The sequence below is a fragment of the Micromonospora radicis genome (assembly GCF_003583405.1).
GTDB classification, from domain to species: Bacteria; Actinomycetota; Actinomycetes; order Mycobacteriales; family Micromonosporaceae; genus Micromonospora; species Micromonospora radicis.
The window spans coordinates 55,210-78,432 of record NZ_QXEC01000026.1 but is presented as its reverse complement, the minus strand read 5'-3'; the positions used below and the strand labels follow the sequence as shown (position 1 = coordinate 78,432).

Annotated in this window: 21 protein-coding genes; 17 read left to right on the top strand and 4 right to left on the bottom strand. The window is 72.2% G+C overall.

Annotated features, from left to right (window positions below):
• The first annotated feature begins 284 nt into the window (after nt 1–284).
• Nucleotides 285–1,055 (top strand): helix-turn-helix domain-containing protein, encoded by a 771-nt coding sequence (locus D2L64_RS22320; RefSeq protein WP_119579167.1) that lies wholly within the window; start codon nt 285–287, stop codon nt 1,053–1,055.
• Entirely contained in the window at nt 1,046–1,243 is a 198-nt protein-coding gene (locus tag D2L64_RS22315) for a DUF397 domain-containing protein (RefSeq protein WP_119579166.1), read from the top strand. The genes D2L64_RS22320 and D2L64_RS22315 overlap by 10 nt, the downstream gene beginning before the upstream one ends.
• A gap of 282 nt (nt 1,244–1,525) precedes the next feature.
• Here the strand turns inward: D2L64_RS22315 and D2L64_RS22305 are convergent, their stop codons facing one another.
• Complete coding sequence (locus tag D2L64_RS22305; RefSeq protein WP_119579164.1) at nt 1,526–2,044, bottom strand: Lrp/AsnC family transcriptional regulator; 519 nt, start codon at nt 2,042–2,044, stop codon at nt 1,526–1,528.
• A 206-nt stretch (nt 2,045–2,250) separates the two neighbouring features.
• Between D2L64_RS22305 and D2L64_RS22300 the strand changes: the two genes are divergently transcribed.
• The 8 genes from D2L64_RS22300 to D2L64_RS22265 all read left to right on the top strand — a co-directional run bounded on the left by D2L64_RS22300 (nt 2,251) and on the right by D2L64_RS22265 (nt 10,983).
• Entirely contained in the window at nt 2,251–3,435 is a 1,185-nt protein-coding gene (locus D2L64_RS22300) for a polyamine ABC transporter substrate-binding protein (protein WP_119579163.1), read from the top strand.
• Between the two features lie 2 nt (nt 3,436–3,437).
• Nucleotides 3,438–4,589, top strand: coding sequence for an ABC transporter ATP-binding protein (locus D2L64_RS22295; protein WP_119579162.1), 1,152 nt, complete (start codon nt 3,438–3,440; stop codon nt 4,587–4,589).
• A 22-nt stretch (nt 4,590–4,611) separates the two neighbouring features.
• A complete protein-coding gene (locus D2L64_RS22290; RefSeq protein WP_119579161.1) occupies nt 4,612–5,526 on the top strand; it encodes an ABC transporter permease in 915 nt (304 codons plus the stop codon).
• Nucleotides 5,523–6,365, top strand: a complete 843-nt coding sequence (locus D2L64_RS22285) for an ABC transporter permease (protein WP_119579160.1) — start codon at nt 5,523–5,525, stop codon at nt 6,363–6,365. Before D2L64_RS22290 ends, D2L64_RS22285 begins: the two co-directional genes overlap by 4 nt.
• A complete protein-coding gene (locus D2L64_RS22280; protein WP_119579159.1) occupies nt 6,362–7,780 on the top strand; it encodes an NAD(P)/FAD-dependent oxidoreductase in 1,419 nt (472 codons plus the stop codon). Before D2L64_RS22285 ends, D2L64_RS22280 begins: the two co-directional genes overlap by 4 nt.
• Nucleotides 7,780–8,982, top strand: coding sequence for a saccharopine dehydrogenase family protein (locus tag D2L64_RS22275; protein ID WP_119579158.1), 1,203 nt, complete (start codon nt 7,780–7,782; stop codon nt 8,980–8,982). The genes D2L64_RS22280 and D2L64_RS22275 overlap by 1 nt, the downstream gene beginning before the upstream one ends.
• On the top strand, nt 8,979–9,992 hold the full coding sequence (speB, locus tag D2L64_RS22270) for an agmatinase (protein ID WP_119579157.1): 1,014 nt from the start codon (nt 8,979–8,981) through the stop codon (nt 9,990–9,992). The genes D2L64_RS22275 and speB overlap by 4 nt, the downstream gene beginning before the upstream one ends.
• A gap of 295 nt (nt 9,993–10,287) precedes the next feature.
• Nucleotides 10,288–10,983, top strand: coding sequence for an RlpA-like double-psi beta-barrel domain-containing protein (locus D2L64_RS22265; RefSeq protein WP_119579156.1), 696 nt, complete (start codon nt 10,288–10,290; stop codon nt 10,981–10,983).
• Between the two features lie 60 nt (nt 10,984–11,043).
• Here the strand turns inward: D2L64_RS22265 and gabT are convergent, their stop codons facing one another.
• Both gabT and D2L64_RS22255 read right to left on the bottom strand, forming a co-directional pair.
• Entirely contained in the window at nt 11,044–12,315 is a 1,272-nt protein-coding gene (gabT, locus tag D2L64_RS22260; protein ID WP_119579155.1) for a 4-aminobutyrate--2-oxoglutarate transaminase, read from the bottom strand.
• 10 nt (nt 12,316–12,325) lie between these two features.
• Entirely contained in the window at nt 12,326–13,762 is a 1,437-nt protein-coding gene (locus tag D2L64_RS22255; protein ID WP_119579154.1) for a gamma-aminobutyraldehyde dehydrogenase, read from the bottom strand.
• 140 nt (nt 13,763–13,902) lie between these two features.
• On the opposite strand from D2L64_RS22255, the gene D2L64_RS22250 reads away from it, so the two are divergent.
• Entirely contained in the window at nt 13,903–15,342 is a 1,440-nt protein-coding gene (locus D2L64_RS22250; protein ID WP_119579153.1) for an aldehyde dehydrogenase family protein, read from the top strand.
• Between the two features lie 34 nt (nt 15,343–15,376).
• Here the strand turns inward: D2L64_RS22250 and D2L64_RS22245 are convergent, their stop codons facing one another.
• Entirely contained in the window at nt 15,377–16,609 is a 1,233-nt protein-coding gene (locus D2L64_RS22245) for an SUKH-3 domain-containing protein (RefSeq protein WP_119579152.1), read from the bottom strand.
• 269 nt (nt 16,610–16,878) lie between these two features.
• Between D2L64_RS22245 and D2L64_RS22240 the strand changes: the two genes are divergently transcribed.
• The 6 genes from D2L64_RS22240 to manA all read left to right on the top strand — a co-directional run bounded on the left by D2L64_RS22240 (nt 16,879) and on the right by manA (nt 23,157).
• Nucleotides 16,879–18,102, top strand: a complete 1,224-nt coding sequence (locus D2L64_RS22240) for a hypothetical protein (RefSeq protein WP_147376285.1) — start codon at nt 16,879–16,881, stop codon at nt 18,100–18,102.
• Nucleotides 18,103–18,171: 69 nt separating this feature from the next.
• A complete protein-coding gene (locus D2L64_RS22235) occupies nt 18,172–19,551 on the top strand; it encodes a phosphomannomutase/phosphoglucomutase (protein ID WP_119579171.1) in 1,380 nt (459 codons plus the stop codon).
• 61 nt (nt 19,552–19,612) lie between these two features.
• Nucleotides 19,613–19,795 (top strand): Trm112 family protein, encoded by a 183-nt coding sequence (locus D2L64_RS22230; RefSeq protein WP_013731721.1) that lies wholly within the window; start codon nt 19,613–19,615, stop codon nt 19,793–19,795.
• Entirely contained in the window at nt 19,792–20,988 is a 1,197-nt protein-coding gene (locus D2L64_RS22225; protein WP_119579150.1) for an SIS domain-containing protein, read from the top strand. Before D2L64_RS22230 ends, D2L64_RS22225 begins: the two co-directional genes overlap by 4 nt.
• 48 nt (nt 20,989–21,036) lie before the next feature.
• Nucleotides 21,037–21,990, top strand: coding sequence for a cation diffusion facilitator family transporter (locus tag D2L64_RS22220; protein ID WP_119579149.1), 954 nt, complete (start codon nt 21,037–21,039; stop codon nt 21,988–21,990).
• Nucleotides 21,991–21,993: 3 nt separating this feature from the next.
• A complete protein-coding gene (gene manA / locus D2L64_RS22215; protein ID WP_119579148.1) occupies nt 21,994–23,157 on the top strand; it encodes a mannose-6-phosphate isomerase, class I in 1,164 nt (387 codons plus the stop codon).
• The last annotated feature ends 66 nt before the right edge of the window (nt 23,158–23,223 follow it).

The window sequence follows — 23,223 nt, the reverse complement described above, 5'->3', positions numbered from 1 at the left end:
AAGAAGAGGAGGGCATGGGGTGGGGGTATTGTTGGTGGGGGTGGGGCGGGGTGCTTGCCGGGTGGGGGGGGGGGGGGGGGGGGGGGGGGGGGGGGGGGGGGGGTGGGGGGGGTGGTGGGCGCGGAGGTGGATGGCGGGGCGTGTCCAGGGCGTTTGGGGGGCATCGCGGTCGTCCCTTGGATGCGCGAAACAGTCCCGCCCGCAACACGCCGAGGCCGGGCGGACAGCACCACCCAGAGTGGCTAGCGTTCGGCGGAACGTGACGCGCGGGCGGAGGCCGACAGATGAACGAGACACTGCGGTTGGCGATGGCGGACAAGGGCGAGACGGCGCAGTCGTTGGCGGAGAAGGTCGGCGTCGACCCGAAGACGGCGGGACGCTGGGTGGCTGATGGGCGTACCCCGCATCCGGGTACCCGGGCCGCCGTTGCCGCCGTCCTCGGCCGCCAGCCGAAGGAACTCTGGCCGGAGCCGTTCCGTCGCCGGGACCTGCCGTGGTTCCGGGAGTGGGCGGAACTGGAGCGCAGGGCCAGCTCGTTCCGGTGGTATGAGCCGCTGCTGGTGCCGGGTCTGCTCCAGACCGAGGCGTACGCCCGGGCGGTGCTGGCGACCGGCGGCCTGGTCGCGCCGGCGGAGGTGGAGGAGATCGTCGCGGCGCGGTTGGATCGGCAGCGGGTGCTGGAGCGTGAGGTTCCGCTGCAACTGGTGGCGGTGATCGACGAGGTGGTGCTGCGTCGGCGGGTGGGCGGCGATCAGGCGGTGATGGCCGGGCAGCTGACCCATCTGGCCGACCTGGGTGAGCGGGAGAACGTGCAGGTGCGGGTGATCCCGGCGGAGAACCCGTGGCACACCGGGCTGGCCGGGCCGTTCGTGCTGGCCCGGACGGCGGACGGTAGCGAGGCGGCCTACCTGGACAACCAGCTGCGCGGTCAGGTGGTGACCGAGCGTGCCGACCTTGCTAGCCTGGGCGCGAGATGGGAGAGCGTCACCGGTGAGGCGCTGCCCCGTCGCCGGTCCATCGAGCTGATCAGGGAGGTGGCGACGACATGGAGCTGACCGGCGCCCGTTGGCGCACCGCCAGCCGCAGCAGCAACAACGGCGGCGCCTGTGTCGAGGTGGCCGACAACCTGCCGGGCCGGGTCCTGGTGCGGGACAGCAAGGCCCGCGACACGGGCACCCTGGCCTTCGCCCCGACCGCCTGGCGGGCGTTCGTCGCCGCCACCCCGCGCCCACCGGCTGCCTGACCGACCTCGACCACTGGGCCGCCCCGGCGAACCCGACTAGGTCGCCGCCGCCCGCTCGAACCGTCCCGGTGGCATGGGTCGGTCGGGTGATCGACTCCGTTCCGCCGGGTGGGGTCTGCGCGGTGCTGATGCCACCGTTACGACGAATCGGAGTCGATCGAGCGGGGCTGGCGGGTCGAGCGGGGCTGGCGGGTCGAGCGGGGCTGGCGGGTCGAGCGGGGCTGGCGGGTCGAGCGGGGCTGGCCGGGTCAAGCGGGGCTCGGGCCGGGCGGGCCGAGCGGGTCAGGCGGTGCCCCAGGTGTAGGTCTGTTTGCGCAGTTTGAGGTAGACGAAGGCTTCGGTGGAGACCACACCGGAAACCGCGCGCAGCCGTTGCAGGATCTCCAGCAGGTGCTCGTCGTTGCGGCAGACCACCTCGGCCAGTAGGTCGAACGAGCCGGCGGTGATCACCACGTAGTCGACCTCCTCCAGCTCGGCGATCCGGTCGGCGACGGATTCCAGGTCACCGTCGGTACGCAGGCCGATCATGGCCTGCCGGGGGAAGCCGAGCTGGAGTGGATCGGTGACCGCGACGATCTGCATCACCCCGGCGTCGAGCAGGCGCTGCACGCGCTGGCGTACCGCCGCCTCGGAGAGCCCGACCGCCTTGCCGATGGTCGCGTAGGGGCGGCGCCCGTCCTCCTGCAACTGCTCGATGATCTGCTTGGCCACGTCGTCGAGCAACGCGTGGCTCGCGCCCTCGCGCACGCTGACCCGGCGCCCGCCGTTGCCGTTGCCGTTGTCGTGCTGCCGGTTCGTCATCGACTGCTCCCCATGTCCATCACCGGGCTGAGCCTAATGCCATCGGGCAGTCTGGCGTAATTCGTCGTCGGGAGCTATTCCGGCTACGGAATCCCTTGTGAGAGAGGGTTCCTCATGTCAGGATCAGTCGTCCATCGCCATTGACCCTCCCGCCGGCGCGCCACCCCGTCCCGCCCGCCGACGATGACCCCCCTAGGAGTCGTCACATGCGAACCGCTTTCCGGCCCCTCACCCGGCGTGGTCTGCTCACCGGCACGCTCGGGTCGGCCGCCCTGGTCGCCACGGGTGGCGCCCTCGCCGGCTGTGGCACGCCCGGCGCCCAGCAGACCGAGGCCGGCTGCGCCAGCGAGGACCTGTCCGCCACGGAGAAGAAACTGGCCTTCTCCAACTGGCCGCAATACATGGACGTCGACGAGGACAACAACAGCAAGCGGCCCTCCCTCGACGGTTTCGTCAGCAAGACCGGCATCCAGGTGACCTACACCGAGGACGTCAACGACAACAACGAGTTCTTCGGCAAGGTGCAGAACCAGCTCGCGGCCTGCCAGGCCACCGGGCGCGACGTCATGGTGCTCACCGACTGGATGGCCGCCCGGATGATCCGGTTGGGGTGGATCCAGCGGCTCGACAAGTCGAAGCTGCCCAACGTCGAGGCCAACCTGCTGCCCTCGCTGCGCAACCGCCCGTTCGACGTGGACAACCACCTCGCCGTGCCGTGGCAGTCCGGCCTGGCCGGGCTGGCCTACAACGGCCGGGTCACCGGCGAACTCCGTACCGTCGACGAACTGCTCACCCGGCCCGACCTCAAGGGCAAGGTGACCGCGCTGACCGAGATGCGCGACACCATGGGGCTGCTGCTGATGTCCAACGGCCACAACCCGGCCGACTTCACCAGCAACCAGTTCGACGACGCGCTGAACAAGCTCAAGAAGGCCGTCGCCTCCGGGCAGATCCGCCGCTTCACCGGCAACGACTACGCCCCCGACCTGGCCAAGGGCGACATCGCGGCGTGCATCGGCTGGTCCGGCGACATCATCCAACTCGGCTTCGAGGACGACCAGATCAAGTTCGTGGTGCCGGAGTCCGGTGCGACCCTCTGGTCGGACAACATGCTCGTGCCGAACCGGGCGACCCACAAGGGCAACGCCGAAGAGCTGATCAACTACTACTACGAGCCGGCGGTGGCCGCCCAGCTCGCCGCGTACGTCAACTACATCTGCCCCGTGCAGGGCGCGCAGGCGGAGATGGAGAAGATCGATCCGGAACTGGCCGAGAACCCGCTGATCTTCCCGGACGAGGCGATGCTCTCCAAGGCCCGGGTCTTCATGGCGCTGGACGAGCAGCAGGAGCGCGAGTACGAGACCAAGTTCCAGCAGGTTATCGGAGCGTGACGATGGCGCGGGAGACACCGGCCGGCGACCTGCGCCTGGCCCACCTCACCAAGACGTTCGGCGCGTTCACCGCCGTCGACGACCTCAGCCTGACCATCCCGCAGGGCTCGTTCTTCGCCCTGCTCGGTGCCTCCGGCTGCGGCAAGACGACCACGCTGCGGATGATCGCCGGTCTGGAGGAGCCGACCAGCGGGCAGGTGCTGCTCGGTGACCGGGACATCGCCCGGCTGCGGCCGTACAAGCGGCCGGTCAACACGGTGTTCCAGAGCTACGCGCTCTTCCCGCACCTGGACATCTTCGAGAACGTGGCGTTCGGGCTGCGTCGGCGCGGCATCCGCTCGGTCGACGGCCAGGTCCGGCAGATGCTGTCGCTGGTGCAGCTCGCCGGCTACGAGCGGCGCCGCCCGGCGCAGCTCTCCGGCGGCCAGCAGCAGCGCGTCGCGTTGGCCCGCGCGTTGATCAACCACCCGCAGGTGCTGCTGCTCGACGAGCCGCTCGGCGCGCTCGACCTCAAACTGCGTCGGCAGATGCAGATCGAACTGAAGCGGATCCAGACCGAGGTCGGCATCACCTTCGTGCACGTCACCCACGACCAGGAGGAGGCCATGACGATGGCCGACACCGTCGCGGTGATGAACGCCGGGCGGATCGAACAGCTCGGCGCGCCGGCCGAGATCTACGAGTTCCCGGCCACCGCGTTCGTGGCCAACTTCCTCGGCCAGTCCAACCTGATCGCCGGGGACGTCTCCGGCGGCAACGGCGGGGACATCCTGGTCACCGCGCACGGTGCCCGGTTCTCCGTGCCCTCGGCCCGGGCGCGCACCAACCAGGGCCCCGTCTACCTGGGGGTACGTCCCGAGAAGCTGCACCTGGCCGGTGCCGCCGTGCAGGTGCCGTCCGGCAGCCAGCACCTCGACGGGACGATCACCGACGCCTCCTACGTGGGGGTGAGCACGCAGTACCTGCTGCGTACCGGGTGGGGCACCGAGCTGAGCGTCTTCGTCGCCAACAGCGGGGCACAGCAGCGGTTCGCGGTCGGCGAGCGGGCCGTGGCGTACTGGGATCCCCGGCACGCCTTCCTGCTCGGCCGCCGCGCCGACGAGGAAGACCGGACCACTCCGGTGCTGGACGAGCCGGTCGGGGCGTCCTCATGAGCCTGCGAAGCGAGGCGACGGCGTGAGCGCGCTGGCTCACGTACCCACCGGCTCCGGGCAGTCGGCGTCGCCGCCGCCGGCTGCCCGCCCCGGACGCCACCGGTTCCTGCCGTACCTGCTGCTGCTGCCCGGTGCCGCCTGGCTCTTCCTCTTCTTCGCCCTGCCGCTGCTGCAACTCGCCGCGGCCAGCCTCTACGACCCGAACGGCACGCTCTCCACCGGGTACGCGCTGACCTGGGCGTTCGGCAACTATCCGACGGCACTGCAGCAGTACTGGCCGCAGTTCACCCGGTCGTTCCTGTACGCCGGCATCGCGCTGGTGCTGGCGCTGCTGATGGGCTACCCGCTGGCGTACGCGATCGCCCAGAAGGCCGGCCGGTGGAAGAACCTGCTGCTGGTCTGCGTGGTAGCGCCGATGTTCACCAGCTTCCTGGTGCGGACGCTGGCCTGGAAGACCATCCTGTCGGACAACGGTTGGCTGGTCGGGCTGCTGCGTGACGTGCACCTGCTCGGCCCGGACGGGCGGCTGTTGGCCACTCCGATCGCGGTGGTGCTCGGCCTGACGTACAACTTCCTGCCGTTCCTGGTGCTGCCGCTCTACGCGAGCCTGGAACGGCTCGACTACCGGCTGCTGGAGGCCGCCAGCGACCTGTACGCCAGCCCGCTGAAGACCTTCCGCCGGGTCACCCTGCCGCTCTCCATGCCCGGCCTGATCGCCGGCACCCTGCTCTTCTTCATCCCGGCGACCGGCGACTACATCAACGCCGAACTGCTCGGCACCCCGAACGAGTACATGATCGGCAACGTCATCGACTCGGCGTTCCTGGTCCGGTTGGACTACCCGCAGGGCGCGGCGCTGTCGTTCCTGCTGATGTCGGCGATCCTCGCGGTGGTCTTCGTCTACCTGCGCCGGGCCGGTACGGAGGAAGTCCTATGAGTCGTGTCTCCCGGTGGTTCGCCCAGCACTGGGTGATGGGCGTGGCCCTGCTGGTGCTCGGCTACCTGTTCCTGCCGATCGCCGTGGTCGCCGCCCTGTCGTTCAACCGCCCGTCCAGCCGGCTGTCGTACGACTTCAACGAGTTCACCCTCGACAACTGGCGCAACCCGTGCGCCACCTCCGACATGTGCGACGCGGTACTGCGCAGCGTGCAGATCGGCTTCATCGCCACCGTCGCCGCCACCGCGCTCGGTACGCTGATGGCGTTCGCGCTGGTCCGGCACCGGTTCCGGGGGCGTTCCGGGCTCAACGTGCTGATCTTCCTGCCGATGGCCACCCCGGAACTGGTGATGGGCACGTCGCTGCTCGCGCTCTTCGTCGCCGGTGGGGTGCCGCTGGGCTTCTGGACCATCGTCATCGCGCACGTGATGTTCTGCGTGTCGTTCGTGGTGGTGACGGTCAAGGCGCGGCTGGCCGGGATGGACCGGCGGCTGGAGGAGGCGGCGATGGACCTGTACGCCAGCGAGTGGCAGACGTTCCGTCGGATCACCCTGCCGCTGGTGCTGCCCGGCATCGTCGCCGCCGCCCTGCTGGCCTTCTCGCTGAGCTTCGACGACTTCATCATCACCAACTTCAACTCCGGCACCACCGTGACGTTCCCGATGTACGTCTGGGGTGCCGCCCAGCGGGGCATCCCGCCGCAGGTCAACGTCATCGGCACGGCCATGTTCCTGATCGCGCTGCTGCTGGTGCTGGCCAGCTCGCTGCGGGGCCGGCGGGCCCGCCGGGCAGCGGTCGCGGTAGCCGTCCCGACCCCGACAGCGACCAGCCGGTCATGACCCGGCCGGGGCCGGGCCGGGCGCTCGCCGAGGCGGTACGCGCGCCGTACTGGCTCGACCGGCCGGAACGGCCCGACCCGCTGCCGCCGCTGACCGGTTCGACCTCCGCCGACCTGCTGGTGGTCGGCGGCGGGTACGGCGGGCTCTGGGCCGCCCTGCTGGCCAAGCGGGCCGACCCGGGGCGGGACGTGCTGCTGGTGGAGGCCGGCACCTGCGGCTGGGCGGCGTCCGGGCGCAACGGCGGGTTCTGCGCCGCCTCGCTCACCCACGGGCTGGCCAACGGGGTGCAACGGTTCCCCGGCGAGATCGACGAGCTGGAACGGCTGGGCCGGGAGAACCTCGACGCCATCGCGGCGACCGTGGCCGAGTACGGCATCGACTGCGACTTCGCGCGCACCGGCGAACTGGCGGTGGCGGTCGAGCCGTACCAGCTCGACGGGCTGGCCGAGGACGCGGCGCTGGCCCGCCGCCACGGCCACCACGTCACCCTGCTCGACGCCGACGAGGTGCGCGCCGAGGTCGACTCGCCGACGTACCTCGGCGGGTTGTGGGACCGCGACCGGGTGGCGCTGCTCGATCCGGCGCGGCTGGCCTGGGGTCTGCGCCGGGCCTGCCTCGACCTCGGGGTACGGGTCCACGAACACACCCGGGTCACCGGGCTGCGCCGGGCCGGTGCCGCCCTGCTCGCCGAGACCACCGGGGTCGGTGGCGTCCCCGGCACGGTCCGCGCCGACCGGATGGTGCTGGCCACCAACGCCTTCCCGCCGCTGCTGCGCCGGCTGCGGGCCTGGACCGTGCCGGTGTACGACTACGCGCTGATGACCGAGCCGCTGACCCCGGCCCAGCGGGACGCCATCGGCTGGCGCAACCGGCAGGGGCTGGCCGACACCGGCAACCAGTTCCACTACTACCGGATCACCGGCGACGGGCGGATCCTGTTCGGCGGCTACGACGCGGTCTACCACTACGGCAACCGGATGGCGCCCGCGTTGGCCCAACGGGACGCCACCTTCACCGCCCTGGCCGACCACTTCTTCACCACCTTCCCGCAGCTGACGGAGGTGCGGTTCAGTCACCGGTGGGGTGGCGTGATCGACACCTGCACCCGGTTCTGCGCGTTCTTCGGCACCGCCTACGGCGGGCGGCTGGCGTACGCGGCCGGGTACACCGGGCTGGGCGTGGGGGCGACCCGCTTCGGCGCCCGGGTGCTGCTCGACCTGCTCGCCGGTGCGGACACCCCGCTGACCCGGCTGGCCCTGGTCCGGGACAAGCCGCTGCCGTTCCCACCCGAACCGGCCCGCGCGGTCGGCATCGGGCTCACCCGTTGGTCCCTGGCCCGCGCCGACGCGCGACAGGGGCGGCGCAACCGCTGGCTCCGTACACTCGATCGGTTTGGTTTGGGGTTCGATTCCTGATGCGTATCCTGCTCGTCGGCGCCGGTGGGGTCGGCTCCGCCGTGGTCGCCATCGCGGCCCGACGCACCTTCTTCGAGACCGTGGTGGTCGCCGACTACGACCCCGCCCGCGCGGCCCGGGCCGTCGCCGGCCGCGACGACCGGTTCGTCGCCGCCCAGCTCGACGCCGGTTCGGCGGAGGCGGTCGCCGCGCTGTGCCGGGCACACCGGATCACCCACGTGCTCAACGCGGTCGACCCACGGTTCGTCATGCCGATCTTCGACGGGGCGTACGCGGCCGGCGCCGACTACCTGGACATGGCGATGTCGCTGTCCCGGCCGCACCCGGCCCGGCCGTACCAGGAGACCGGCGTGAAGCTCGGCGACGAGCAGTTCGCGGCGGCCGACCGGTGGGTCGACGCGGGACGGCTGGCGCTGTGCGGCATCGGTGTCGAACCGGGCCTGTCCGACGTCTTCGCCCGGTACGCCGCCGACGAGCTGTTCACCGAGATCGACGAGATCGGGGTACGCGACGGGGCGAACCTGACCGTGGACGGCTACGACTTCGCGCCGTCGTTCTCCATCTGGACCACCATCGAGGAGTGCCTCAACCCGCCGGTGGTCTGGGAGGACGGGCGGGGTTGGTTCACCACCGAACCGTTCAGCGAGCCGGAGGTGTTCCACTTCCCCGAAGGCATCGGCCCGGTCGAGTGCGTCAACGTCGAACACGAGGAGGTGCTGCTGATCCCGCGCTGGGTGCCGGCGAAGCGGGTCACCTTCAAGTACGGCCTCGGCGACGAGTTCATCGAGGTGCTCAAGACGCTGCACAAGCTCGGCCTGGACGCCACCGCGCCGGTGGCCGTGAAGGGTGTCGAGGTGTCGCCGCGTGACGTGGTGGCGGCCTGCCTGCCCGACCCGGCCACCCTCGGCGACCGGATGCGGGGCAAGACCTGCGCCGGTACCTGGGTGCGGGGGACCGGCGTCGACGGTCGGCCCCGCGAGGTCTACCTGTACCACGTCGTGGACAACGAGTGGTCGATGCGCGAGTACGGCCACCAGGCCGTGGTCTGGCAGACCGCGGTGAACCCGGTCGTCGCCCTCGAACTGCTGGCCGCCGGTGCCTGGTCGGGCGTCGGGGTGCTCGGCCCCGAGGCACTGCCGCCGAAACCCTTCCTCGACCTGCTCACCGGATACGGCTCCCCGTGGGGCATGGAGGAACGATGACCCGCTACGGCCAGATGTACGGCCCGGACGTCACCTTCCTCGGCGTGCCGCCCTGCACCATCGAGGAGCCGGTGACGTACGCCGACGCCGACGTGGTCATCATCGGCGCACCCTTCGACGGCGGCACCTCGCACCGCCCCGGCACCCGGTTCGGGCCGTCGGCCATCCGGCAGGCCTGCTACCTGCCGCACGACGGCTCCCGTCCGTCGCTGGCCCTGCGCGTCGACGCGCTGCGGGACCTGTGCGTGTACGACGCCGGTGACGTGGAGATGTTCTCCGGCGACATCGAACGCTCGCTGGCCGCCCTGGAAACCGCCGTGTACGCGGTCACCTCGGCCGGCGCCATCCCGGTGATCCTCGGCGGTGACCACTCGATCGCCCTGCCCGACGCCACCGGCGTGGCCCGCCACCACGGGCTCGGCCGGGTCTCGATGGTGCACTTCGACGCGCACGCCGACACCGGTGACATCGAGTTCGGCTCGCTGCACGGGCACGGCCAGCCGATGCGCCGACTCATCGAATCCGGCGCGGTACGCGGTGACCGCTTCCTCCAGATCGGCCTGCGCGGCTACTGGCCCGGACCGTCGACGCTGCGCTGGATGGCCGAGCAGCGGATGCGCTCGTACGAGATGACCGAGATCGTCGCCCGGGGCCTGGACACCTGCCTCACCGAGGCGTTCGGCATCGCCACCGACGAGTGCGAGGGAGTCTTCCTCTCCGTCGACGTGGACGTCGTCGACCCGGGCATGGCACCCGGCACCGGCACCCCGGAACCGGGCGGCTTCACCTCGCGCCAGCTGCTCGACGCCGTCCGCCGGGTCTGCTACGAACTCCCGATCGTCGGCGTGGACGTGGTCGAGGTCGCCCCACCGTACGACCACGCCGACATCACCGCCTACCTGGGCAACCGCGTGGTCCTGGAGGCCCTCTCCGCCATCGCCCGCCGCCGCCACGACGCCACCGGCGCCCCACCCTGGACCCCCACCCAACCCCTCCTGGACACTCCCTGACCCCCCTCCACCCCGCGTACCCCCGCGCATCTCGCCCCCCCGCCTCTCGCCCCCGCGACGCTTGCACTTCTGGTCGGGACATATGTGGACGAACTTCCCGAATCGACGGCATCTCCCGCCTCGATCGGGAGGGCTGACCGGGGCGCCACACACCCGCTACGGTCCGCTGTGACCGACCCCCAGCCCAGGGGCCATTCGCAACTTTGTTCTCGATGCACGTCACGGTGCTGAACTGGATAGCGCTCCCAGGCCGTACCAGCTCTCGAAGGCGGACACCGAGCACGGGAGGCAACAGGTGGGGCTGCAGCGAAGGTACCTGCTGGCGGCGGGGGTGGCGGTGGCCGCGGCGGCGGCGATGGCGGTGAGCACCGGCCTCGGATTCGCCGACAGCGCGACAACCGCACCGAGTGTCTGCCCAGGCTCGATCACATTCTCCGCCGAGGCCGGCACACCGGCGGCCACCAGCGACCGGTTCCCGGTCGGCACCCGGCTGCGGGTGACCAATCTGGACAACGACCGGTCGGCGGAGGTGACCGTGGTCGGGCCGTCGGGCAGTTGCGTGCTGCTCAACTCCGCCGCGATGGAACTGGTCCGCGAACCGGGCAAGAACGTCATTCGGCGCAACGTGGTCGAGCAACTGGGTGAAGCCGCCGCGCCGCCGGGAGTCGCGCAGCCCGGCGGCGGGCAGCCCGACGAGGTCGGTGACCGGCCCGGATCGGCCTCGCCGCCGGCAAGCCGCCCGGCGACCGGATCGGCCTGCCAGGGCGCGATCACGTTCTTCGAGGAGGCCGCCACCCCCGGCGCCACCAGCGACCGGTTCCCGGTGGGCACCCGGCTGCGGGTGACCAACCTGGACAACGACCGGACGACCACGGTCACGGTGACCGGCCCGTCGGGCAGCTGCGTGCTGCTCAACGCCGCCGCGATGGAACAGATCCGGGAACCCGGCAAGAACCTGGTCCGCAACAACACCGTCGAGGTGCTGCGCTGAGTTCGGGGCCGGGTGGTTGCCGCGCGGTGCGGACGCGGCAACCACCCGGCCGGTTCGGGGTCAGCCGAATGCGGCGTCCAGGATGTCCAGGCCACGGGCCAGCTCGTCGTCGGAGATGACCAGTGGGGGTAGGAAACGCAGCACGTTGCCGTACGTGCCGCAGGTGAGGGTGAGCAGTCCGGCGGCGTGGCAGGCCGCCGAGATCGCCGCCGTGGCGGCCGGATCGGGGGTGAGTGAGCCGGGCCGCACGATCTCCACGGCGAGCATCGCGCCGCGTCCGCGTACCTCGGCGATCCGCGGGTCGCGGGCGGCGACGGCCCGCAGCCGGTCGCCGAGCACCGCCCCGATCCGCCGGGCGGCGGCGGCCAGGTCCAGCTCGTGCAGGGTCTCGATGGCGGCCAGCGCGGCGGCGCAGGCGATCGGGTTGCCGCCGTACGTGCCGCCCAGTCCGCCGACGTGCACCGCGTCCATCAGCTCCGCGCGGCCGGTCACCGCGGCCAGCGGCAGCCCACCGGCGATGCCCTTGGCCAGGGTGATCAGATCCGGTTCGACGCCCTCGTGCTGGCAGGCGAACCAGTCGCCGGTGCGGCAGAAGCCGGTCTGGATCTCGTCGGCGACGAAGACCACCCCGGCCGCCGTCGCCCAGGTGCGCAGCGCCGGCAGGAAACCCGGCGCCGGTACGACGAAACCGCCCTCGCCCTGGATCGGCTCGATCAGCAGCGCGGCGACGTTCTCCGCGCCGACCTGCTTCTCGATCAGCTCGACGGCGCGGGCCGCCGCCGTGGCGCCGTCCAGGCCGCCGTCGCGCAGCGGGTACGACATCGGCACCCGGTAGATCTCTCCCGCGAACGGCCCGAACCGGTGCTTGTACGGCATGTTCTTCGCCGTCAACGCCATGGTCAGGTTCGTCCGACCGTGGTACGCGTGGTCGAAGACCACCACCGCCGGCCGGCCGGTGGCGTGCCGGGCGATCTTCACCGCGTTCTCCACCGCCTCGGCGCCGGAGTTGAACAGCGCCGAGCGCTTCTCGAAGCCGCCCGGGGTCAGCGCGTTGAGCTGCTCGCAGACCGCCACGTACGACTCGTACGGCGCCACCATGAAGCAGGTGTGGGTGAACCGCTCGACCTGCGCGCGTACCGCCTCGACCACCTTCGGCGCGGAGTTGCCCACGTTGGTGACCGCGATGCCGGCGGCGAAGTCGATCCACTCGCGGCCCTCGACGTCGGTGACGGTGCCACCGGTGGCGGTGTCCACGTAGGACGGTATGACGCTGCCGACACCCCGCGCGACGGCGCCGACCCGCCGCTTGTGCAACTCTTCCGAGGACGCCATGGATGCTGACCTAACCCTCGATGTTGTGCATGACGTGCTTGATCCGGGTGTAGTCCTCCAGGCTGTAGACCGAGAGGTCCTTGCCGTGCCCGGAGTGCTTGAACCCGCCGTGCGGCATCTCGGAGATGAACGGGATGTGGGTGTTCACCCAGACGCAGCCGAAGTCGAGCCGCCGGGTCATCCGCATCGCCCGGCCGTGGTCGCGGGTCCAGACCGAGGCGGACAGGCCGTAGTCGACGCCGTTGGCCCAGCGCACCGCCTCGTCCTCGTCGGAGAACCGCTGCACGGTGATCACCGGCCCGAACACCTCGTCCTGGATGATCTCGTCGTCCTGCCGGACGCCGGAGACGACGGTGGGGGCGTAGAAGTAGCCCCGCTCGCCTACCTGCGACCCGCCGGTCTGCACCGTGGCGTGGTCGGGCAGCCGGTCCAGGAAACCACGCACCCGGGCCAGCTGGTTGGCGTTGTTCAGCGGGCCGTAGAGCACGTCGGCGTCGTCCGGCGCGCCGGTCCGGGTGTTGCGGGCCTGCTCGGTGAGGGCGGCGACGAAGTCGGTGTGCACGCCGGGCGCGGTGAGCACCCGGGTGGCGGCGGTGCAGTCCTGACCGGCGTTGAAGTAGCCGCCGACCGCGATCGCCTCCGCAGCCGCGGCGATGTCCGCGTCGTCGAAGATCACCACCGGTGCCTTGCCGCCCAGCTCCAGGTGGGTCCGCTTGAGGTCGGGCGCGGCGGCGGCGGCGACCTCCATGCCGGCCCGGGTGGAGCCGGTGATCGACACCAGCTGCGGGGTGGGGTGGGCGACCAGGGAACGGCCGGTGTCCCGGTCGCCGCAGACCACGTTGAACACGCCCGGCGGCAGGTACTCGGCGGCGATCTCGGCCAGCAGCAGCGTCGACACCGGCGTGGTGTCCGACGGCTTGAGCACCACCGTGTTGCCGGCGGCCAGCGCCGGTGCGATCTTCCAGACCGCCATCATCAGCGGGTAGTTCCAGGGGGTGACCTGGGCGCAGACGCCGATCGGCTCGCGCCGCACGTACGAGGTGTGCCCGGCCAGGTACTCGCCGGCCGAGCGGCCCTCCAGCAGCCGGGCGGCACCGGCGAAGAAGCGGAACTCGTCCACCGCCGGCGGCAGCTCCTCCTCGGCGGTCAGCTGCCGGGGCTTGCCGGTGTTGCGTACCTCCGCGTCGACCAGGTCGGCGGCCCGGGCCTCGACCGCGTCGGCGAGCTTCAGCAGCGCCCTCTGCCGCTCCGCCGGGGTGCTGTCCCGCCAGCCCTCGAAGGCCGTGGCGGCGGCCCGCATCGCCGCGTCCACGTCGCCGGCCCCGGAGACCGGGGCCTGGGCGAAGACCTCACCGGTACACGGATCGATCAGGTCGGCGTAGCCGCCGTCGACCGGCTCGACGTACTCGCCGTTGACGAAGTTGCGCAGCTGCTGCTGGTCACTCATGACTGGATCACTCCGAGGGGTCCGGGGGTGCGCTACGGCGGTTATCGCAGTGTTGGTGCCATCTTCGCTACTGAATTCGCGGCAGACAAGGGTTAAGGCGACCGTTTCCGTGGACCTGTTCGTGGTTTAGGCTGCCGAACGTGGAGCCCACACCGTTCTTCGTCGCCGGCCGTCGTACCCACGGGGTCGACGAGGTGACCGTCCACCACCCGTACGACGGGCGTCCGGTCGGCCGTACCACCCTCGCCACCGCCGACCAGGTCGAGGCCGCTGTGGCCGCGGCGGCCGGGGTGGCCGCGACCGCCGCGGCGCTGCCCGCGCACGCCCGCGCGGCGGCGCTGGACCACGTCTCGCGCCGACTCGCCGAGCGGGCCGAGGAGATCGCCGCTCTGATCACCGCCGAGAACGGCAAACCGGTGAAGTGGTCCCGGGCCGAGGTGGGCCGGGCCGTCTCCACCTTCCGGTGGGCGGCCGAGGAGGCCCGGCGGGACTCCGGGGAACTACAGCGACTCGACACCGACCCGGCCGCCACCGGCCGCATCGCCCTGATCCGGCGGGTGCCGAAGGGGCCGGTGCTGGGCATCACCCCGTTCAACTTCCCGCTCAACCTGGTGGCCCACAAGGTCGCCCCGGCCCTCGCGGTCGGCGCGCCCATCGTGGTCAAACCGGCACCGGCCACCCCGCTCTCGGCGCTGCTGCTCGGCGAACTCCTGGCCGAGACCGAACTGCCCGAGGGGATGTTCTCGGTGCTGCCGCTGCCCAACGAACGCGCCGCCGAACTGGTCGCCGACCCCCGGCTGCCGGTGGTCTCGTTCACCGGCTCCGGGCCGGTCGGCGCGGCCATCCGGCGGGCGGCGCCGGAGAAGCACGTGACGCTCGAACTGGGCGGCAACGCGGCGGCGCTGATCTGCGAGGACTGGGCCGGTGACGAGGACCTCACCTTCGCGGCGCGGCGGATCGCCACCTTCGCCAACTACCAGGCCGGCCAGTCCTGCATCGCGGTGCAGCGGGTCTACGTCCACGAATGGCTCTACGACGGGTTCCTGCCCCGGCTGGTCGCGGCCGTGCGGGAACTGCGTACCGGTGACCCGACCGACCCGCTGACCGACGTCGGCCCGTTGGTCTCCGTCGACGCCGCGCGCCGGGTGCAGGCGTGGGTGGACGAGGCGGTCGCGGCCGGCGCCACCGTCGAGACCGGCGGCGAGCGCGACGGTGCCACCTACCCGCCGACCGTGCTCAGCGGGGTGCCCAGGGGCGCCAAGGTCTGCGTCGAGGAGGTCTTCGGCCCGGTGCTCGTGGTGGACCGGGTCGAGAACGACGGCGCCGGGTTCGCCGCCGTCAACGACTCGGCGTACGGCCTCCAGGCCGGCGTCTTCACCCGGCGCCTCGACGTCGCCTTCGCGGCGGCCCGGACCCTGGAGGTTGGCGGGGTGATCGTCGGCGACGTGCCGTCGTACCGGGCCGACCAGATGCCGTACGGCGGGGTGAAGGGCAGCGGCGTGGGCCGGGAGGGCCTGCGCAGCGCCATGGACGACTACACCGAACCCCGGGTCACCGTCCTCACCGGCGTGCAACTGTAGGGAAGGGGCCCCTCACCTCACACCGGAGGGCGGTTCACCAGGTGCCGTCGTGGCGTACCCGGGCGGGGGCGTGGCCGCGCAGCAGGGTGACGAGTGCCTCGTCGATGTCCGCGCCGAGGAACCACTCGCCCGCCTGATCCAGTACGAAGATCCGGCCGTGTTCGTCCACCGCGATGATGCTGTGCTGGTCCTCCGTGCCGATCGGGAACAACCGCGCACCGAGCACGGCCGCGAAGTCGGCGAGCGTGTCGGCGGTGTGCGCGACCTGGCGGGGCCGGATGTCGAACCGGGAGATCCAGACCTGTTCGCCCGGCCCGAGTCGGGCCCCGACCAGGCTGGGAAAGGCGGTCAGGGTACGCAGCGCGGCGGGGAAGTCGGCGTGCGCGTGGGATCTGCCGCGCACCGCTCGGACCTCGCGGATGGCCGACGTCGCCAGCACCACGTCGCCGAAGTGCGGGCGCCAGCCGGCGGCGACGAGCGCGTACGTCACCTCGGACGGGAAGCGCCCCGGCTCCGGGTCAGTGGCGGGGTCGGGATACCACGGTGCCGTCCGGTCGCGTTCCGCCCACGGTAGGACGTTGAAGTGGACGAGGAAGTCGAGACAGGAGTCGCAGGGGCGGACGGCCCGCCCACCGGCCGGGTCGCCGGCATCACGGACGAGGTAGCACTCGAAACGTGCCCCACTGAGCAGGGCGGCCGCGTCGTCGGCGTCCATCGGGGCGATGCCCTCGGCGACGCGCCGGTGGTCGTACTCGTGCAGGACGTCGGAGAGTACGACGAACTCGGCATGCCGGTCGCCGCCGCGGACCAGGTGCCCGGCGGGCAGTCCGTCGAGGTAGGCGCGGACCAGCGGATGGTGGTTGAGCGGCACCTCCGCCTTCGCGCCGTGGGCGGTGAAGATGTGCCCCTCGACGGTCAGGTGCGCCGCCGTGCTGGGGGTGGGCAGCCGATGGATCTCGCGCAGCAACTGGCTGGCCGGGTCGACGGTGCGGGGAACCGGCGGACCGGTGGGTCGACTGCGCCGGAAGAGTTGCTCGACCACGTCGGGCGCGACCCGGGGCCAGGTGGTCACCGCTCCGGTCTCCTTGTCGACCACAGTGGTCGGTAGGTCGCCGGGGAGCGGTCGGACCTGCGCGGACACCGCGGAGGTGATGACGTACCCGAGGTCGAACTCGGTGACCACCGCACGGCACTCGTGACCCAGGCGCTGTGAATCGCGGCGGGCCCACACCGCGGCGATCTGCTCGGCCTGTTCGCGGTCGATCACAACGTGAACCTACCGGACAACGGAAACCCGTGACAGTTGGCACGCTTTGGCCTACCGAAGGTGACCGCCCCCTGCTGTCGAGGGAATCCGGGCAGCCCAGCGGGGGAGTCGGCTCGCTCCGGCGGTGCCGCACCGCCACGAGCGCCGCCGCCGGAGGGCGCCGGAGGTGGCGCGGCACACATGCGGGACTCTCGATGACCTGCCGGGGTCGGTGGTCGGTAGTAGCCTGACCGGCGGTTCCCCGCCCGGGGGAGGAACGGTGGATGATCATGTCGGTACGTCGCCAGGCGGCGCGGCTCGCGACGGTCTGCGTACTCCTGGGTGGCCTGGTGCTGCTCGGCGGGGCGCCCGCCCATGCCGACGAGGACCGGGTGCGGGTGCGCTCCGCGGGCAGCTTCACCGCCGGCCGTTCCGCCGAGGGGATCCGCCTGGAGGTACGCAAGCGCACCGAGGGCTGCGTACGGGTGCGGGGTGCCCTGGCGTTGAGCCTGCCCGGGGTCCGGCCCGACCAGGTCGTGGTGCAGGCACAGGTGGGGCGCGAGTGGGTGACCGTGCCGGTCTCCGGTGGAGACGGTCTGGTCACCACCGCGCCGGTGGCGCCGGAGAAGGACGAGCTCTGCGAGGGCAAGGGCGCGACCTTCCGGTACCGCGTCGCCTTCGGCGCGGACGCGCCCGGCGGGCGGCTGATCGTGGCGGGCGAGGCCGTCACGGCGCGCGGGGTGGTGCTGGGCCGGGCGGCGGCCGAGTCCCGGGTGGTCGGCGGACGGGTCTCCGCCTCGCCGTCGGCGTCGCCGTCGCCCAGCCCCACCCCGAGCGAGAGTGCGCCGACCGTCGAGGAATCGGCCGCCGCGCCCTCGCCGACGGTGGCCCTCGCGGACAACCCCGGCGCACCGGTGCAGGCGGTCAACCAGTCCTCCGGTGGGTCGCCGGTGATGTACTTCGGTGTTGCCATGGTCGCGGCGGGCGTCCTGCTCATCGGGCTACTGGTGTACCGGTCGCGCAAGGACCGGGGTCGACGCGGTGCGGATGCCCCGGTGCCGGCGCCGCGCAGCCCGGGCGGCACGACCTATCGCTCGGCGGGCGGGCCGGCCGCCGCGCCACCCGTGTCGGGCGACGGAGTCCCGCCGTACGCCGGGCGGGGACCGCTGCCGCCGGCGGCACCGGGTCAGGTGTACGGGACGGGCCGCCCCGCCACGCCCCGGGTCTACGGCGGCCCACCCGCCGCCCGCCCGTCCGGCGGCCTGTACGGCGCCCGCCCGGCCGGGGTGGGGGAGCCGCCCGCGCAGACCGGTGCCGGCCCGGCGGCCGACGCGCCGGCCTCGGCCCCGCCGGCCTCCGTTCCGCCGACCTCCGCCCCACCGGCCGCGCCGACCTCCGCCCCGCCCGGCCCGCCCGGCCCGCCCGGACGTGCCGCGGTGCCGGGTCAGCCGGAGCCGCCGCCGCGCACCGAAGAGGGTGATGAGCCGAGGTACGGGCGTGGGCTCACCGGCTGAGCCGGGCGGAGGCCCGCCCCTCCGATACGCTCAGGTTCGTTGACAGCCTGCAGTCGAGGAGTGGAATCGGTGTCTGATCTGTCCCAGATCGTTAAGGCGTACGACGTCCGTGGGACGGTGCCGGACCAGTGGGACGAGCGGGTCGCCGGTGCGCTGGGCACCGCCTTCGCGCAGTTGCTCGACGCCGCCGGTGAGCCCGGGCAGGCCGTGCTGATCGGGCACGACATGCGCGCCTCCGGGCCGGGACTGGCTGCCGCCTTCGCCGCCGGCGTACGCGCCGAGGGGCGGCCGGTCATCGAGATCGGACTCGCCTCGACCGACATGGTCTACTTCGCCTCCGGTTCGCTCGGACTGCCCGGGGCGATGTTCACCGCCAGCCACAACCCGGCGCAGTACAACGGCATCAAGATGTGTCACGCCGGTGCCCGCCCGGTCGGACACGACAGCGGGCTCGCCGAGGTCCGTGACCGGGCCCAGGCGCTGCTCGACAAGGACGAGCCGGTCGGTGAGCCGAGTGCGCCGGCCGAGCGGCGGGATCTGCTGACCGAGTACGCGGCGCACCTGCGCACGCTGGTGGACCTGGCCGACATCCGCCCGCTGACGGTGGTGGTCGACGCCGGCAACGGCATGGGTGGGCACACCGTGCCCAGCGTGCTCGGTGACGCCGTACTGCCGGCCCTGCCGCTGCGGATCGTGCCGCTGTACTTCGAGTTGGACGGCACGTTCCCCAACCACGAGGCCAACCCGCTGGATCCGGCCAACCTGGTCGACCTGCAACGCGCGGTGGTGGCGCACGGCGCGGACATCGGGCTCGCGTTCGACGGCGACGCCGACCGGTGCTTCGTGGTCGACGAGCGTGGCGAGCCGGTCTCGCCGTCGGCGATCACCGCGCTGGTCGCAGCCCGGGAGCTGGCCAAGTCTCCCGGTTCGACGGTCATCCACAACCTGATCACCTCGATGGCCGTGCCGGAGATCATCCGTGAGCACGGCGGCGAGCCGGTGGTGGCCCGGGTGGGGCACTCGTTCATCAAGTCCGAGATGGCCCGCACCAACGCCGTCTTCGGCGGCGAGCACTCGGCGCACTACTACTTCCGGGACTTCTGGTTCGCCGACACCGGGATGCTGGCCGCGATGCACACCCTGGCGGCGCTCGGCGAACAGCCGTTGCCGCTGTCCACGCTCGCCGCCGAGTACGAGCGCTACGTCGCCTCCGGGGAGATCAACTCGACGGTGGCGGACCAGGCGGCCAAGGTGGCCGAGGTGCGGGCCGCGTACCCCGAGGCCGAGGTCGACGAGATGGACGGACTCACGCTGCGCTTCCCGGACCGGGCGTGGTTCAACCTGCGTGCCTCGAACACCGAGCCGTTGCTGCGGCTCAACGTCGAGGCGCCGACCGCGGAGCGGATGATCTCGCTGCGCGACGACGTGCTCGCCCGGGTGCGCCGATAGGATCGCTCGCGCCGTTCGGCACCGCCGAGCGGTCAAGCCGCATAGTGGAAGGAGCCGCGCCGTGGCCCTCGACCCGCAGTTGCTGGAAATCCTCGCCTGCCCGGACACCCACCATGCCCCACTCGACTACGACGCGCAGGCACAGACGCTGACCTGCACCGAGTGCGGCCGGATCTTCGAGGTCCGCGACGACGTGCCGGTGTTGCTGCTGGACGAGGCGCGCGGCCCGGCGGAGCGGTCGTGATCGACGGGACGGCCGGGGTCAGCGGTCACCGCCACGCCGACGACCGGCTGCTCGACGACCCGCAGGCGTTGGCCGAGCGGGATCCGGGTGGCATGCTGCGGCACACCGCCTCGGGCGGTGCCCAGGTGCGGGAGTCGGCCGCGTTGGCCGCCGAGGCGAACCTGTCGGTACTCGCCGACGACGGGCGCCCCCGGGCGGTGGTGATCGCCGGCATCGGCACTGCCGGGCGTACCGGTGACGTGCTGGCCACGGTGGCCGGACCGCGCTGCCCGGTGCCGGTCATCGCGCACCGCAGTGCGGGCGTGCCGGGTTGGGTCGGCGCGGCCGACGTGGTGATCGCGGTCAGCGCCTCCGGCCGGAGCCCGGAGGCGCTCGGTGCCGCCGAGGCCGCGCACCGGCGGGGTGCCCGGCTGGTGGCGGTGGGCCCCGCGGACTCGCAGCTGCAGTCGGTGGCCGAGCGGGCCCGTGCCCCGTTCATCCCGGTGCCCCGGCGGGCGCCGGCCCGGGCCAGCCTCTGGGGGCTCACCGTGCCGGTGCTGCTCGCTGCCCGGGCGCTCGGCCTGGTCAAGGTCAACGAGGCGGATCTGGCGGAGACGGCGGCCCGGCTGGACGCCGACGCGGACCGCTGCCGTCCCAGCGCGGAGTCCTTCGTCAACCCGGCGAAGTCCCTCGCGCTCGGGCTGGCCGGTTCCATCCCGATCGTCTGGGGTTCGTCGCCGCTGGCCTCGGTCGCCGCCCGACGCTTCGGTGACACCCTGTCGGCCAACGCCCGCTATCCGGTGGTCACCGGTGCGCTGGGTGAGGCCGGTCGGGGTCGGGTCGGTCTGCTCGACGGCGTCTTCGGTGGTCTGGCCGAGGGCGAGCGGGACATCTTCGCCGATCCGGACGCCTCGACCGGCGAGGAGACCCGGCTCCGGCTGGTGCTGCTGCGCGATGGCGGGCTGAACGCCGAGGACGACGCCGACGAACCCCTCGCGGTCGAGGAACGACGTGCCGACGCGGTGCAGACCCTGGCCGAACGGCGGGGCGTCCGGTGCGATGTGGTCACCGCCGAGGGCGGTTCGGCGCTGGAGCGGCTGGCCTCCCTGGTCGCGGTCCCCGACTTCGCCTCGATCTACCTCGCGCTGGCGCACGGCCTGGACCCGATGGCCGTGCCGGCGATCACGGAGATGAAGGAGTTGGCCAACCAGTGACCGGGCGCGGCGGGGTGGCGGCGTGAGCGAGCGCGGCGGAGCGGCGCGATGAGCGTCGAGGGCGGCACCAAGGCGATCATCGCCGCGTTGCTGGCCAACCTCGGCATCGCGGTGACGAAGTTCGTCGCGTACCTGCTGACGATGTCGTCGTCGATGCTGGCGGAGTCGATCCACTCGGTGGCCGACTCGGGCAACCAGGCGCTGCTGCTGCTCGGCGGGAAGCGGGCCCGCCGTGCGGCCACCCCACAGCACCCCTTCGGCTACGGCCGGGAGCGCTACGTCTACGCGTTCCTCGTGGCGATCGTGCTGTTCAGTCTGGGTGGGCTCTTCGCGCTCTACGAGGCGTGGCACAAGTGGGCCGAGCCGCACGGGATCACCAGCTGGCAGTGGGTGCCGGTGACGGTGCTGCTGGTGGCGATCGGGCTGGAGTCGTTCTCGTTCCGTACCGCGATCCGGGAGTCGAACCTGATCCGGGGCCGGCAGTCCTGGATCAGGTTCATCCGACGGTCCAAGGCACCGGAACTGCCGGTGGTGCTGCTGGAGGACTTCGGCGCGCTGGTCGGCCTGGTCTTCGCCCTGTTCGGGGTGGGGATGACCCTGGCCACCGGCGACGGCCGGTGGGACGCGGCGGGCACCGCGATGATCGGACTGCTGCTGGTCACGATCGCCATCGTGCTCGCCATGGAGACCAAGAGCCTGCTGCTCGGTGAGGGTGCCGAATCGGCCGAGGTGGAGACCATCGAGCGGGCGGTCACCGCCGGTCCCGAGGTCGAGCGGATCATCCACATGAAGACGCTCTACCTCGGCCCGGAGGAGCTGATGGTGGCCGCGAAGATCGCGGTCTCGCGGTGTGAGAGCGCCGAGGAACTGGCCCGGGGCATCGACGCGGTGGAGGCCCGGATCCGGGCCGCGCTGCCCGTCGCCCGGGTGATCTATCTGGAACCAGACATCTACCATGCTCGGGGCGGGCCAGCCGAGGTGTCCGGCCGATCGGGGAGTTGACCGGTGGAACTGCTGTACGGGCCGATCAAGGACTACGCCTGGGGCTCCCGCTCGGCGATCGCCGAGTTGCAGGGGCGGGCGACGCCGAGTGCCGGGCCGGAGGCCGAACTCTGGTTGGGCGCCCATCCGGGTGCGCCGGCCGCGGTGGAGCGCGACGGTGCCCGGGTGGCCCTGACCGACCTGCTCGCCGCCGATCCCGACGGGTGGCTCGGTCGGCAGGTGGTCGAGCGGTTCGGCAGCCGGCTGCCGTTCCTGCTCAAGGTGTTGGCCGCGGACGCTCCGCTGAGCCTGCAGGCGCATCCGGATCCGGCGCAGGCCCGGGCCGGGTACGACGCGGACAACGCCCGTACCGACGGGCACCGCAACTACGTCGACCCGTTCCACAAGCCGGAGCTGCTGGTGGCGCTCGGGCCGATGGAGGCGCTGTGCGGGTTCCGGGATCCGGCGAGCTCGGCCGAGGTGCTCGCCGGGTTCGGCGTACCGGAGCTGCGGCCGGTGGTCGACGCGCTCGGTGCCGGGCCGGCCGGGCTGGCCGAGGCCGTACGCGCGCTGCTGACCTGGCCGCCGACGGAGCGTGCCGGGCTGGTCGCGGCGGTCCGGGCGGCGGCGGTCGCCGGACCGGACGCCGACCTGGTGGCCCGGCTCGCCGAGGCGTACCCGGGCGACCCGGGGGTGCTGGTGGCGTTGCTGCTCAACCGGGTCCGGCTCGCTCCGGGTGAGGCGATCTGGATGCCGGCCGGGAACCTGCACGCCTACCTGCGCGGTACGGGCGTGGAGGTGATGGCGGCCAGCGACAACGTGCTGCGCGGTGGGCTGACCCCGAAGCACGTGGACGTGCCGGAGCTGCTGCGGGTGCTCCGGTTCGAGGTGCTCGACGAGCCGGTGGTGACACCTCGGCCGGTCGCCGACGGCGTGGTGACCTGGCCCGTTGCGGTGTCGGACTTCGCGCTGTACCGGGTGTCGGTGCACGATGCTCGGCCCGAGGTGACGTTGAGTGCACCGGGGCCCAGGGTGGTGCTCTGCACCTCGGGCAAGGTGACCGTCGCCGACGCGATGTCGCCCGTGACGCTCGGCCCCGGGCAGGCCGCGGTGGGGTCGGCCGCCGGAGGGCCACTCACGGTGACCGGCGCGGGTGAGACGTACGTCGCCTCACCCGGCCTGCGCTGAGGTGTCTGGGACGGAGATCCGCTACGGCTACGCCACGCGCGCAAGTCCGACTTTTCCGGAATAGCT

Bases quoted from the DNA above. Each gene is read 5' to 3' on its own strand.
- D2L64_RS22240 (WP_147376285.1), top strand. From the start codon at position 16,879: ATGTCGGTACGTCGCCAGGCGGCGCGGCTCGCGACGGTCTGCGTACTC.
- D2L64_RS22300 (WP_119579163.1), top strand. From the start codon at position 2,251: ATGCGAACCGCTTTCCGGCCCCTCACCCGGCGTGGTCTGCTCACCGGC.
- speB (WP_119579157.1), top strand. From the start codon at position 8,979: ATGACCCGCTACGGCCAGATGTACGGCCCGGACGTCACCTTCCTCGGC.
- D2L64_RS22305 (WP_119579164.1), bottom strand. From the start codon at position 2,044: ATGACGAACCGGCAGCACGACAACGGCAACGGCAACGGCGGGCGCCGG.
- D2L64_RS22295 (WP_119579162.1), top strand. From the start codon at position 3,438: ATGGCGCGGGAGACACCGGCCGGCGACCTGCGCCTGGCCCACCTCACC.
- D2L64_RS22255 (WP_119579154.1), bottom strand. From the start codon at position 13,762: ATGAGTGACCAGCAGCAGCTGCGCAACTTCGTCAACGGCGAGTACGTC.
- D2L64_RS22275 (WP_119579158.1), top strand. From the start codon at position 7,780: ATGCGTATCCTGCTCGTCGGCGCCGGTGGGGTCGGCTCCGCCGTGGTC.
- D2L64_RS22285 (WP_119579160.1), top strand. From the start codon at position 5,523: ATGAGTCGTGTCTCCCGGTGGTTCGCCCAGCACTGGGTGATGGGCGTG.
- D2L64_RS22320 (WP_119579167.1), top strand. From the start codon at position 285: ATGAACGAGACACTGCGGTTGGCGATGGCGGACAAGGGCGAGACGGCG.
- gabT (WP_119579155.1), bottom strand. From the start codon at position 12,315: ATGGCGTCCTCGGAAGAGTTGCACAAGCGGCGGGTCGGCGCCGTCGCG.
- D2L64_RS22220 (WP_119579149.1), top strand. From the start codon at position 21,037: ATGAGCGTCGAGGGCGGCACCAAGGCGATCATCGCCGCGTTGCTGGCC.
- D2L64_RS22315 (WP_119579166.1), top strand. From the start codon at position 1,046: ATGGAGCTGACCGGCGCCCGTTGGCGCACCGCCAGCCGCAGCAGCAAC.
- D2L64_RS22280 (WP_119579159.1), top strand. From the start codon at position 6,362: ATGACCCGGCCGGGGCCGGGCCGGGCGCTCGCCGAGGCGGTACGCGCG.